Here is a 13,647-nt window from a genome sequence, read left to right as displayed (position 1 = left end):
TTTGAAGGGCGCAAATTGTGTCTGTGACCTGGCACCACTGGAAAGCACCGCTAGTTTCTGGCACCGATTTTTTCTGTTTCGTATCCTGGTTTGTTTAGGAGTTTGAACATGTTTGTTTTGTACAGCTCGACACCAGGTTGGTCGAATGGGTTGACGCCGAATAGGTAGGCGCTCATGGCACATGCTTTTTCGAAAAAGTAGACGAGGTAGCCGAATGTGTAAGCATCCATTGCAGGGATTTCGAATACTAGCCCCGGAACTTCACCTTCTATGTGTGCATCAAGTGCTCCTTCGAATGCTTTGCTGTTTACGTCATCTACTGTTTTGCCTACGAGATAGTTCAATCCGTCGACATTATCTTCGTCGTATTCAATCAGTATGTCATCGATTGGATTGTTTACTTTCACAATCGTTTCGAATAGATTACGTTGCCCTTCTTGGATATACTGGCCAAACGAATGCAAGTCCGTTGAGAAGTTGGCGGAAGCCGGGAAAATTCCTCTCCGGTCTTTCCCTTCACTTTCACCGAAAAGTTGCTTCCACCATTCAGCGAGATAATGCATACCTGGTTCATACGTAACGAACATTTCAATTGCCATCCCTTTTTGGAACAGGATGTTACGGATAACGGCGTATTGGTAGGCGTGATTGTTTGCTAGATTTGGTTCGTTCAATTCATATTGCGCTTTCAAAGCGCCTGTCATGATTTCTTCGATGTCAATGCCGCTCACTGCCATTGGTAATAGGCCGACAGCTGTTAAAACAGAATACCGGCCTCCGATGTCATCCGGAATGGTGAATGATTCGTATCCTTTTTTAGTTGCAAGTTGCTTTAACGCACCTTTTCTTTCGTCCGTCGTCGCGAAGACCCGCTTGCTTGCTTCCTCTTCACCGTATTTTTCTTCTAACAGTTTGCGGAAGATGCGAAAAGCAATGGCCGGCTCCGTCGTCGTTCCAGATTTGGAAATGACGTTAATAGAGAAATCTTTCCCTTCGAGCAGGTCGATGACGTGTGTCATATACGTCGAACTTAAGTTATGACCAACAAAAATAACTTGCGGCGCATTTCGCTTCTCTTTCGGCAATAGATTATAAAAGCTATGGTTCAGCATTTCGATTGCAGCGCGTGCCCCTAAGTAGGAACCGCCAATTCCAATAACGAGGAGGACGTCACTCGTCTTCTTAATGCGATCGGCTACCTTTTGGATACGACTAAATTCCGCTCGGTCATATGATTCAGGGAAGTCGACCCATCCTAAATAATGCTTATGATTGCTTGCTTCGTTATGCATTTGCTCATGGATGGACGACACAGTTTGTTCCAGGAAAGAAACTTGGAAGTTCCCGAAATGACGGACAGCTTTCGTATAATCGAATGTAATATGCGTCAACCTGTCACCCCCGAAATCGTTTCCCTGCTCAAACTATGACCGGATGCCAATGCAGTTGCTACCTTCGTCTTTTCCCTATTGACGTACTTCCCGTTCGCAAGCGCAATTAAAGTAGTTCTTAGTTCATGAATGTCCATATCTACTAGCTTGTCTAAAATATAATTTTGTTCCGTACTTGTAATCGGCATCGCCTTTCCGACATAAATCTTCGGATACACATACTCACTCTGTATTTCACTTTCATTCAACAACTCTTCAAACAACTTCTCCCCAGGCCTGATGCCCGAGTACTTAATTTCAATTTCATCTTCTCGATATCCTGACAGTCGGATTAAGTTTTTCGCGAGATCTACAATCTTCACCGGTTCGCCCATATCTAGAACGAACACTTCGCCACCTCTAGCAAGCGTACCTGCTTGAATGACGAGTCTTGATGCTTCCGGAATTGTCATGAAGTAGCGCGTCATTTCTGGATCGGTCACCGTAACTGGACCACCTTTAGCAATTTGCTTTTTAAAGAGTGGGACGACGCTACCTCGAGAGCCGAGGACGTTTCCGAACCGGACAGCAGCAAATTTTGTTTTGCTGTTTTTCGCAAGATTTTGAACTACCATTTCAGCAAAACGCTTCGTCGCGCCCATGACGTTCGGTGGGTTCACCGCTTTGTCCGTTGAGACGAGGACGAAGTGCGGGACCGCAAATGTGTCTGCAGCTTCTGCGACGTTTTTCGTTCCGAATATGTTATTTTTAACGGCTTCCATCGGGTTCGCTTCCATGAGCGGAACGTGTTTATGTGCTGCTGCATGGTAGATAACGTCCGGTTTGTATTCCGCCACTATGTCAAAGATCCGGTCGCGGTCTTGGACGTCTGCGATGATCGGAATGATTTCGATGTCGGATGAAACTTTTTGGCGTAGTTCCATGTCAATGTTGTAGATGGAACTTTCGCCGTGTCCGAGCAGGATGAGGCTTTTCGGCTTAAATGCCGCCACTTGTCGGCAAATTTCTGAGCCAATGGAGCCACCTGCACCGGTTACGAGAATTGTTTTATTTGTTAGTTTCTCTTTGATCGCTTTCATATCGAGCTGGACTTCGTCGCGGCCAAGGAGATCTTCTATTTTTACGTCGCGCATATCTTTCACAGATACTTTCCCCGTCATCAAATCTTCGATGCGCGGGATCATTTGCGTACGAATACCAGTTGCGACGCACCTTTTCATCAGTTCGGTCATGTCTTGCTTTGCCATCGACGGAATCGCGATGACGATTTTTTCGATATGATTGTCTTTCACTTTTTCTTCAAGATTGTTTATCCCGCCAACGATTTTAATGCCGTACAGTTCAAGCCCCTTTTTCGCTCGATCGTCGTCGAGGAAGAGGACGGGCTTCATCCCTGATTCCGGATTATTTTGCAGTTGCCGCGCTACCATCGTTCCGGCTTGTCCGGCGCCGATAATCATTGTGCGGGTCATCCCATTTTCATCCGTTTTGCGGAACGAATCTCGTGTTAAACGCCAGCTGAGCCGCGATCCCCCAATCAAAAGAATGTGGAGCATCCACGTAAGGAAAAGCGCTCGTGCATTGACGTCTTTCGTGAGGACGAGCTGCGCAACGACGACGACTGCGATTGTTAGTGTCACTGCTTTAAAGATAGCTTTCAATTCACCGATGGATGCGTACGACCATACTTTCCGGTACAGTCCGTAGCGCCAGGCGAATAGATGGTGTGCAATTTGGATTGTCATTGCGCTCATAAGGACAATTTCGTCTTTAAAGATGACGATGTCGGGGCGCAAAATAAAATAGCCTAGAAAGATCGATAGTAAAACGATGATTGAATCCAAGAGGAAAAGCATTGTCATACGCTTTTTCATTGTCATTCACGAGACCCCTCCATTGTTCATTGTAAATCTGAACTATAACTCTTCCAATACGCAGGAATGATTGTAGTCTAATAGTATCATCTTCTATTGAAGGATTCTAGTCTTCTTGTTGAACTATGCCCTTTTTGACTATTTTTCTGTCGATATGTAGACTTTGCGAGCACTTCCAACCCCTTTGTCCTATTGCTTGTATGTTGTTTTCGATAATTCTTTATTAATCGCTGAAAAATGTGATTTATTGATAAATTAAGTCGTTGTACCTATTACCCGATAAAGCCGAACAGTTTTTTTGGTTTCACCCATTCCGGTTCTAACAGGAATAGAGGTTCATTCTGCAAGATGCGTTCGTTGTTTGCGAGTAGTAGATCTGCGTTTGAATAGAATTTCTTTTTTTCGAGCAGATCGAGTCCTTTATTGAAATGGAATGGCCTCGTTTTCAAGTTGTGGACGTCTGAGCCGTATGTATGAACGAGATTTGCTTCGATGAGCTGGAGCGCTAGCTTTTGTCGGTTTTTGCCGAAATGGCCGGATACGCTACCTGCCGTAATTTGTGAAGTTGCGCCGTGGCGGACGAGCCGTTCGAGTCGCTCAGGTTTTTCGGCGATGGCGCGGTTCCGTTCTGGATGCGCGATGATGGGAGTTATGTCCCGTTCGAGCAATGCTTGGATGACGTTCACCGTATAGGCGGGTATCGTATGTGACGGCAATTCCAATAGAAGGTAGTTGGAATTGGCGAGTGTGAGTAGTTCGTTGTTGTCCAATTTGTCGATGATGTCTTCCGTCAGTCGGATTTCTTGGCCTGGATGGATGTTCACGTCAAGTCCTGCTTCTTTCATGACGTCTTTTAGTAATGTTGTTTGGCTCATTACTTCGCTATGGTGTACGTCGTATTGCGGATGGAAGGCGTGCGACGTCGCGATCATGTCGGTAATGCCTTCTTCTTGTGCTTTGTTGATTAACGCAAGAGTCTCTTCGATTGTTTCGGGCCCGTCGTCAACGCCGAACAGGAGGTGTGTGTGCATATCAATCATTGTATTCGTGCTCCTTTATATAGAAAGAGAGCAAAAGGGCGGTTCAAGCCCCTTCACTCTCCAGTTCCGTAATATTGATAGTAATAATGGTCTTTCTCAAGCACGAAATTGTTCATGAGAGTCCCTAAAATATTCGCTTTTGCGGATAGAAGCGCTTCTTTTGCCTTCATAGCACTTTCTTTTTCTGTGACACCGGAATTGATGACAAGAATTGTGCCGTCGCATTTATTCGACAAGAGTTGGGCGTCTGTAACCGATAGTAGCGGTGGTGCATCGAAAATGACGAGGTCGTATTGCGATGCTAGCTCGTCAATGAGTGAGTCCATTGATTTTGAGCCGATGAGTTCCGCTGGATTCGGCGGAATCGGGCCGCATGTAATTAAATGCAAGCCGTCGATTTTCGTAAGTTTCGTTACTTCTTCAAGTGACCATTGTTTCGTCAGCAAGTTGGATAGTCCGGTTGTGTTCGTCGTGTTGAATGTGTAGTGCATTGTCGGTTTCCGCATATCAGCGTCGACGAGTAGCACTTTTTTCCCTTCTTGCGCGAAGACGATTGCGACGTTTGCAGCGCTTGTCGATTTCCCTTCTCCAGGAGAGGAGGAGGTGAACAGCAACGTTTTCAATTCCTTGTCGGGCGTTGAGAAGTTTATGTTTGTCCGGACTGTGCGGAATTGCTCCGAAACGATGGATTTCGGATTGACGTTTGTCACGAGCTTACGCGCAACGCTTTGCAACGGCTGTTTCCGTTTTCTTTTCAGCATCGTCGTCACCTCTTCCTTCTTCGCCGTTGTAGTGATTCATGCCCGTTCGGCATGTCCTGATCTGATATTGGGCTGACGAGGCCTAATATTGGTAAGTTTAGTAGTTCCTCGATGTCTTGCTCTGTTTTCACCGTCGTATCCAAGTATTCGAGCAAGAATGCGATTCCGACGCCAAGCATGAGTCCGACGACCGCCGCGATTGCCATGTTAAGGTATGGGTCGGGTTTAATCGGCTTCGGATCTTCCGCAAGCACTGCTGGCGAAAGGATGTTGACGTTGTCGACATTCATGAGGTGCTGGATTTCTTCTTGGAATACTTCTGCCGTTGTGTTGGCGATGTCGACTGCCATGAACGGTTCCGGATGTTGCACGCTCACGTTAACGACTTGTGAGTTTTGTGCGCTGTTCACCGTAATTTTGCCCGTCAATTGCGCCGGCGTTGTGTTAAGGTCTAGGTTTTCAATTACTTTTGTAAGAATCGCCGGGCTTTTAATGATGACGTTGTATGTATTGATCAGCTGGAGGTTCGCTTGGATGTCTTGCGTGTTGAATTGGTTTTGCTCTACCTTCTGCTGATTGACGAGGATTTGTGTCGATGCTTGGTAGATTGGCGTCAATACTAGGAAACTGATGACCCCGGCGACGGTGACCGCCAGTAGCATCGTCAGCAAAATGAGGATAGCCCTCTTCTTCAGTGTTTTAAACAGGTCCTGAAGACTGATTGTTTCTTCCATATGGTGTATCCCCTTTATAGCAATCTATCTGAACATGTCACATTATACCACATTATGTAGAAAATATTCTCGTAATTTGAGGATATTTTGCTATTAAGGGGGAATAGGACTTTTTGCGGGGGAGTGGGTATGTCAACGGTATGGCATCCTCGCATATAAGCAGATCTTTAAATTGTCAAAAGCATTTAGCGCAAGTGAGAAATTTTATAATATAACTACCGCCTGCGTGCATGCAATCTCGATTTACGTGCGCGGATAAATCTAGTTTAAAGAAATGCCCTGTCGCGCTAAGTGCCTTTAACAAACAAAGCAGTAAGCATTCTGGACAGCGATCCACCATTTATGATACGGTCACAGCATGAGAAAATTCCTATTTCTACTAATCATTATTGGTGTGCTATTCTTTTCATCAGGTCAAACGTACGAGCAGCAATCTATCATACCTAACTTGCAAGAATGGCTTCCGAGCAAACCATTAGAAAGCCAACTGGCGAAGCTGCAAATTCCATATTGGGGAAAAATAATTTCGGTTGAGGAACGAGGATATTACCATTTCGTCGAGTTTCTACTTCGAAAGGCAGCCCATTTCTTCATTTTCGGATTGCTAGCGATTGCGGTATATATCGTCCTGCCGAAGATTCGCTTTCGTCTGCTTGCCACACTCGTTATCACACTAGCCCTCGCAATCGGAGATGAATACCATCAGTCGCTCACCGGCGGACGGACACCTTCTTCAAAAGACGTTCTATTAGACATGTCTGGGGCATTTACATTTTTAATCGTATTCCGGCTCACGCAGCTTTGGCTTGCAAAACGCAGGAAAAGATGAAAAACCGCGCAAGTCCACAAATTGGGACTCACGCGGTTTTCGTATGTTTATGTTTAATTCCTGCCGACCGCTTTCTTCAAAATGCCATCGCGACGCGTTTTTTTCGTTGCCTCATATTCATCGATGAAGCTTTGAGCGTATGATTTATTATAACCGTTCGCCTCTAATTCAGTTTCCACTGCCTTCATCACACTGTAAAATGCTGCATCGGTGTTTGCTTCCAAGTTTGTCGCAGCACCCATATATTTGTTGTAAAAATAGCCGAAGTCGATGCTCTCGCCATTCGCTTTTTTGTCGTTGTACTCTTTTTTCGCCCGGCCGATTAATGCATTAATCTTCTCGTCCGCTTGCCCTTCAAGCTCTCTGAAGACAGGAACATACTTCCCTTTTACCTCAGCGACAGTCACTTTTTTACCTGTTTCTGTTTTACTCACAGGTTGCTTGTTTTGATTCCCAGACGTCTCGTTAGCGTTAGATTTCGGAGGAGTCGCACCCGCTGTCGCATTGCCAGCAGAAGTAGCTTGACCCGTTTCTTCTTCATCTTCCGCCGTAACGTCCTCATTTAAACCGGAAACCGTCCCATCCTCACCGACGACAAGCTTCGATCCATCCGGTAGCTCAATCTCATACGGATTCGCAACAATCTCTGCTACTTCGTCATCCGCCACATCGTATTCCTTAAACTTCAATATGTACGCCACATAAGCACCTGCACCCAAAACGAGCGCCAACACAACAGCAATCGTAATTTTCCATTTTTTCTTCATACAGACACCCGCCCTACTATGATACTAGCATTTTAACATTAATCGGTAGAGTAAGGTAGCGAAAGATGGTGAATGTTGTCGATTGGGATGGATGGAACGAGGATTTATGAGCGCAATACCAAATTTACGAGCGCCTACGAAAAAACCTCGCCACATATACTTATAATATGGCGAGGCTTTCAGTATTAATTATTTAAATTCAAACGTGTACGTGACATTAAATTCCTTGCCGTCAACTTCCCCTTTGACATTAACAGGAACAGTTGAATTCTTCAGGCCTTTAATCTCGTAGAACTCGTCAACACCTAAGTAGCCTAAAATTTTATCAAATATATCGCCGAATCCAAGCGCATTATGTGCATCTGTAATATCTATTGTATTAACTTTAGTTACTTTCGCGCCGTTAAAAGCAGTAAAAATTGAACCGGCAGCAGTTTTAAACGTCGGATAGGTTGAGAGGGAGTCACTTGGGATCTCAACTTCAAATGTAGTGCCTGTGAGTATTACTGTTACATCTTGTACTTTTACTTTACCATTGATAGCTTGTTTATTAAATTCGTTGTTAACGCGGTTATTTAACACTTCAGTTCCAGTTAACTGCGGCGTTCCATCGCTATCACCAACGGCACCGCCACCACCACCGCCACCTCCTCCACCAGCTGCCGGTGCTGCTGGTTTAGCGTCAGGGTTTGCTTTCCCGCCAATTTTCTCGATGTTTTCTTTTACTTTGTCGAAGTTTTGAATGATATCTCCAGCAGAAGTTCCTGCAGGTAGGGCAATATCTACAACTCTAGTATTCGTACCCAACGACACTTTAGTATCCTTCAAATTAACTGTCAACTTCTCGATTTTTCCTTTTGTTTCGAAGGCAACGTCTCTTTGGGATTCTACTTTTACTTCTTTAATGTCCCCTGTTCCTGCAAGAGTCAAGTTACCTGCAGAGTTAACGTTAAGGCTTCCTACGTTTGCATCAAGTGTTACTTGAGAAGCTCCTGTTTTTACGGATACTTTTGGAATTGTGATGCCAGTATCCGCTTTCAACGTGACGTTAGAAGAAAGGACGATTTCTTGAACTTTCGTCGTTCCTTTTGCTTCAATTGTTGCACCTTTTTTAGTTACTTCTACAGTACCCATTGTCGAGTTGTTGAAGACGATTGTTGGTGATTTTGCGACTGCTGCGATTGTGAATACAGCTGCAGATGCTGCTTTGTCGGAAATGATCGTTTTTCCTGTTACCGTTACTTTGTCAGCAGTAAAGCTGTTTGCAACTTGTGCGCCGATTTCCAAATTGCCTTTCACCGTGATGTTTTTCAAAGCAACATAGTCGCCATTCACGATGACATTTCCATTAAGTGTAGATCCGTTCCCGTCAAGCGTAACAGCGTTGGAAGCCGTACCGTTCGCCTTTAGTTCAATGGAAGTAACGCCTACAATTGTGTCATTTTCAACGTTAACTTTGACGAGCGCGCCTTTAAGAGCTGGCAAATTCGCTTCATTGAAAATGTCCTGCAAATCAGCATGTACGCTGTACGTGCCGTCCGCTAATTCCAGTTTGTCATCCGCGAATCCGATCACTTCAACGCCTTTTGTCTGTGCCAACTCGCTTCGATAGATGAACGAAGCAACTTGTCCACGTGTCACGAATGCGTTCGGGGAGAAAGTAGTAGTGCTTGTCCCTGTCGTAATTTCGTTGGAATACAATGTTTGGATGTGGTTAGCAAACCATTGTTTATCGTTCACATCCGTAAATGGTAGATTTGAAAGCGTCTCTTCCTCAAACTCAAAGCCTAGTACGAGCATTTGAGCGATATGAGCGCGCGTCAAATTGCCATTCGGTCTAAATGTGCCATCTTCATACCCCTTAATAATTCCAGCTTCGACAAGTGCCGCGATATGACCGTAATACGGATAGTCCTTTTTCACGTCTTTAAATCCAGGATCTTTGACATTTTCCGTGTCTAAGTTCAATGCAAGTGCCATGATTTTGGCAGCATGTGCTCGGCTAATATTTTCACCTGGCCGATATGTACCGTCCTCATAGCCGTTAATAACGCCTCTAGCTGTTAAACTCATTACACTTTCGTAAAAATGATGCGTTTCTTTTACGTCAGAGAATGACACTTCTGCCGCATTCGTATAAGCTGGCACTGCCGCAACGAGCGCCCCAGTCGCTACTGTCGTTGCCAATGTCGCCCTGAACAATTTCTGGTACGTTTTTTTGTACTTTTTCAATTCCAAACCTCCCATATAATTTTATTTAAATTATCAATCAGAATCTATTTTACCATATAATTAGATACTATTACCATTTTATTTCGTAAACGGGTTCTTAATTGATCTATAACTGTTTCTTTACACCTATATTCACTTCAATACTACACGTATTCTACGTAAAAAGCCTGGTCGTATCTAGTAATATACGACCAGGACGCACTTATTATTGTAGAAGCTCTGCAAAATTGACAAACATCTTCGCTGCTTGGGCACGTGTTGTCGGATTTTGCGGCATAAATTTGCCTTCGTAACCGCTGATAATGTCCAACTCATATAGCATCGAAATTGCATGTATGGCTTCCTCGTTATAGTTGCCATAATCGGAGAACGGTGCAGTTGCTGTTCGTTTGTATGTTTCGCCTATTTTGTATTCGTATGCACGCGCAATCATCAATGCGATTTGTGCACGTGTCACTTTATCTGCAGGATTGAAGCTACCATTATTTCCTTTGATGATCCCGTATTTATAGGCGGCTGCTATTTCTGCTTGTGTTTCTTCATCGTACTTGTCGATGTCATCGAAAGGTGCCGCTTCATCCGTTTCCAAGCCCAGCGTGCGGACAATGAGGGAGACGGCTTGCGCACGTGTCAACTCATGATTTGGCTTGAATGTACCCTCTTGGTATCCTTTGAAGATTCCCATTTGGAGGGCTTTTTGAATGTAGAGCTCCGCCCAGTGATTTGACACATCCGTAAATGTTACAGGTTTAACCGGATCAGGATTAGTTGAATCTGGTTTAACTGGATCCGGTGGTGGAGATGTTTGCGGTGGTGGAGATGTTGGTGCTGGAGTTGATGGCGTTGATGGAATGTATCCGCCACCTCCGCCACCGCTGTTTCCAGGGTCTTCTTGTACTGGATTTTTAACAGTGACGTTTACTGTAATTGGTTCGTGGTCGCCGTATGAGATTGTAATTGTTGTTGTGCCGGCTGCTTTTGCAGTTACGTTGCCTTTATCGACAGTAATATTTTTTTCATCATAACCTGTGTAAGCTGCTACTTCTGTTACGTCAATAATTTTTATTTTAGCCTCGTTACCTTCAACTGGGTTATTCTCATCTTCATTTATTTCAGATGCGGAAACTTGTAATTGTTTACTTTCCCCTACCAATAATGATAGATTTTCAGGTGAGACGAATAGTCCGAGAACTAGTTTAGGTGCTTCGTAATGGACGTTAAAAGTTGCTTCCGCTTCATTTCCAGCGGCGTCGCTTACAAAAATTGTGACTGTGTTATCGCCGTATTCAAGACCAGTCACTTCGACAGTGAACGAACCGTCTTGCGCCAAGTTTATAGGTCCGCTTGATACGACGTTACCCGCAGCATCTTTCGCTTCGAATGTTGTTGCCAGTTTCGTATTCAAATCGTAGCCGAGTCCGTATTTAGCTAGCTCCTGTTGCCACTCGATATACATATCAACAACTTGGCCGGATAATTCGTAAGTCGAGTCTGCAACAACATGCGTCTCTTCCGCTTGGATTACAGCAGGTACACTTTTGACGAATAATGGCCCACCCCAATATTCAAGCACGTCAGGCCCTTCTTCAAGATTGAGTGCCGTGAAATCAACCGTGTAAATGCCATCAGGAATTTGCTCTACGTCCGAACTCCCCCACGGTGCATACTCCCCGTCAATCTCAACGTAATAGCTACCCGCAGGTAATGAATCCCCAAAATGTAAGTAGCCGATAGAGCCATCTCCATAGAGACCACTATCAGGATTCATGATATCCCAAAGCTCGATATAGTTTGTTGCGACATTTGCATTCAACGAAAACTCGAGTCGACCCATATCCTTCACGCCATCGCCATTGAAAGATAGATCCGTCTCTGTTAATTGATAATGCGAAACCGGTTCATATGACGTTTCATCTGAGAAATCGAAGCCTATATTCCAAATCCTCTCGATTTCGAGGATTGAAATGTTCGTATCTATATTTTGTTGTTGAGCAACTACCGCTTTTGCCTGCATGACGCTTTCAGTCGTTCCATTCTGCTTGAATACGTTAGGACTGTCGCTTGCAGACATCGTCATCGGCGCAAAGACCATGGCAAATGCTATGATTGTGCTGAATATCTTATGAAACTGTTTCTTCTTCAATAAACCTCCCCCTCTGCCATCGTAGTTCGTGGCTTGTATGTCATTTCTAGGCTGAACCCTTTCTGGGAGAACCGAAAATGGCACTATTCTACTGTATGTAGTCGTAGTAGAGTCGGCTATGACAAATTTTATTGAGCTAAATAAATGCAAAAAGCATGACAGGAATAAATCCTTGTCATGCTGAAAATAACTATATAAGATAATAGATTAATTGAGCCCTTGATGAAATACGAGCGTGCTATCATTTTTACGAACGTAGGCAGCTGATTTATGAGCGCGCAATCGATTTTTACGAGCGCTGCGGCTGATTTACGAGCGTGCAATCGATTTTACGAGCGCAGCAGCTGATTTATGAGCGTGCAATAGATTTTACGAGCGCAGCGGCCGAGTTACGAGCGAGGCAACGATTTTCCATCTAGTTACTGATCCCCCGTCACAAACCGCATCTCATATTTATTCTTCTTCCCCGACAAAATCACAAGACGATACGCCGTATTCGGACGATACAGTTGTTCCGCCGTGACGATAATCTCCTTTTTCCCAGCTATCGGTGTTACATTAATCGGAATCTTTTCACCATCCATATAAATTTTCACATCAATCGTATCCCGCTCAGTAAGCAGTCGATTGAATTCAATCGTCCATTTTTTATTCAACGGAACGTCCTTATGTTCAGGTAATGCGATGAATTCGGATGAGGAAACCGGTGCATTCTCGGTGTCGTCTTTGACCGTCGATACGTTATTCACGCCTTTTGAAGCGATATTGACAATGCCTTCCCCGTATTGCGAATCCCATCCGGCTGGACCTCTGTCATCAACATATCTCTTTAGTAACCGTTCAATCCCTTGACGTGATCTAATTGGCGATTCCAGTTTCAGCATCGCAGCAATGCCACTTACATGCGGGGCTGCCATCGATGTGCCGCTCAGACTTTTGAACTGCCCACCCGGTACAGTGGAGACGATATGTACGCCGGGAGCAGATACATCGATTGTAGAACCAGTATTGCTGAAGCTTGCGACTCTGTCATCTTTGTCTGTCGCCGAAACGACGATCACTTTTTGCTCGGATGCAGGGAAATAGTTAGCAGTATTTGCGCTTTCATTGCCTGCTGCAACGACTACGACCACATTTTTCGAAAGCGCATATGCAATTGCATCGGCCAAGTATTGCGAGTACCCTTCACCGGCAAAGCTCATATTGACGATATGTGCGCCATGGTCAACCGCATAACGGATCCCCTTTGCGACGTCAGAGTCATAGCCCTGCCCCTCTTCATTCAGCACACGTATTGGCATAATTTTCACATTTACTGGGGTCGTCTCTGCAATGATTCCCGCTACATGCGTTCCGTGAAAATGCACGTCCATCGGATCCGAATCATTGTCAACGAAGTCATATCCATCTACAATTCGACCTTTCAGAAACGGATGGTTGTAATCAACGCCCGTATCGATTGTCGCGACAATGACAGTTCCTTTCGCCGCCACGAGGGAGTTTTTCAAGTTTGTAACGCCAACCCGCTCTGTCCCCCACGATGGCGTTTTAATGCTCGTCGGCTCTTCCAACGCGATTGTCCGGACGAAATCAGGCTGCAACACTTCTATATGTTGTGCAAGATATAATGGAGAAGTTGTATCCACAAGGCGTCCTTCTTCAAATTTCTTAACGTCTGCGAGTAGTATGCTTTCGACTTTTTCAACGCCATGCTCATCTACTAGTTTTACGATAACTCTATCCGTTTCTCCTGCAAGCTCGGTCGAAGCAACAGCTACCCCGGTATGAACCGAAAACAGTACAGCTATCGCAATGAATAGACTGGCAACAAATGGGTACTTCTTCTTCATTTCATTCACCTCTACTAATATGTATT

Annotated in this window: 10 protein-coding genes; 1 reads left to right on the top strand and 9 read right to left on the bottom strand. The window is 44.7% G+C overall.

Translation table 11 applies throughout. The features are described 5' to 3' along the window. Positions 1-50: 50 nt before the first annotated feature. The 5 genes from QM454_RS08525 to QM454_RS08505 form a co-directional block, all read right to left on the bottom strand. Positions 51-1,391, bottom strand: coding sequence for a glucose-6-phosphate isomerase (locus QM454_RS08525; RefSeq protein ID WP_432363801.1), 1,341 nt, complete (start codon positions 1,389-1,391; stop codon positions 51-53). Beyond that, positions 1,388-3,271 carry a polysaccharide biosynthesis protein gene (locus QM454_RS08520; protein WP_432363799.1) on the bottom strand — a complete coding sequence of 628 codons (1,884 nt, stop codon included), beginning with the start codon at positions 3,269-3,271 and terminating at the stop codon, positions 1,388-1,390. The genes QM454_RS08525 and QM454_RS08520 overlap by 4 nt, the downstream gene beginning before the upstream one ends. Positions 3,272-3,537: 266 nt before the next feature. Continuing rightward, entirely contained in the window at positions 3,538-4,305 is a 768-nt protein-coding gene (locus QM454_RS08515) for a tyrosine-protein phosphatase (RefSeq protein ID WP_432363797.1), read from the bottom strand. A 53-nt stretch (positions 4,306-4,358) separates the two neighbouring features. After that, entirely contained in the window at positions 4,359-5,066 is a 708-nt protein-coding gene (locus tag QM454_RS08510) for a CpsD/CapB family tyrosine-protein kinase (RefSeq protein ID WP_432363795.1), read from the bottom strand. A gap of 5 nt (positions 5,067-5,071) precedes the next feature. Next, complete coding sequence (locus QM454_RS08505) at positions 5,072-5,800, bottom strand: YveK family protein (protein ID WP_432363793.1); 729 nt, start codon at positions 5,798-5,800, stop codon at positions 5,072-5,074. 358 nt (positions 5,801-6,158) lie between these two features. Between QM454_RS08505 and QM454_RS08500 the strand changes: the two genes are divergently transcribed. Next, positions 6,159-6,629, top strand: a complete 471-nt coding sequence (locus QM454_RS08500; RefSeq protein ID WP_432363791.1) for a VanZ family protein — start codon at positions 6,159-6,161, stop codon at positions 6,627-6,629. Between the two features lie 53 nt (positions 6,630-6,682). On the opposite strand, the gene QM454_RS08495 is transcribed toward QM454_RS08500, so the two are convergent. The 4 genes from QM454_RS08495 to QM454_RS08480 form a co-directional block, all read right to left on the bottom strand. Then, positions 6,683-7,396 (bottom strand): hypothetical protein, encoded by a 714-nt coding sequence (locus QM454_RS08495; protein ID WP_432363789.1) that lies wholly within the window; start codon positions 7,394-7,396, stop codon positions 6,683-6,685. A 189-nt stretch (positions 7,397-7,585) separates the two neighbouring features. Beyond that, positions 7,586-9,628 carry an S-layer homology domain-containing protein gene (locus QM454_RS08490; RefSeq protein WP_432363787.1) on the bottom strand — a complete coding sequence of 681 codons (2,043 nt, stop codon included), beginning with the start codon at positions 9,626-9,628 and terminating at the stop codon, positions 7,586-7,588. 205 nt (positions 9,629-9,833) lie between these two features. Next, complete coding sequence (locus QM454_RS08485; protein WP_432363785.1) at positions 9,834-11,771, bottom strand: S-layer homology domain-containing protein; 1,938 nt, start codon at positions 11,769-11,771, stop codon at positions 9,834-9,836. 419 nt (positions 11,772-12,190) lie between these two features. Then, complete coding sequence (locus QM454_RS08480) at positions 12,191-13,621, bottom strand: S8 family serine peptidase (RefSeq protein WP_432363783.1); 1,431 nt, start codon at positions 13,619-13,621, stop codon at positions 12,191-12,193. Between the last annotated feature and the right edge of the window lie 26 nt (positions 13,622-13,647).

The sequence above is a fragment of the Sporosarcina sp. UB5 genome (assembly GCF_050859005.1).
GTDB lineage: Bacteria > Bacillota > Bacilli > Bacillales_A > Planococcaceae > Sporosarcina.
This window is presented reverse-complemented; position numbering and strand designations above follow the sequence as displayed.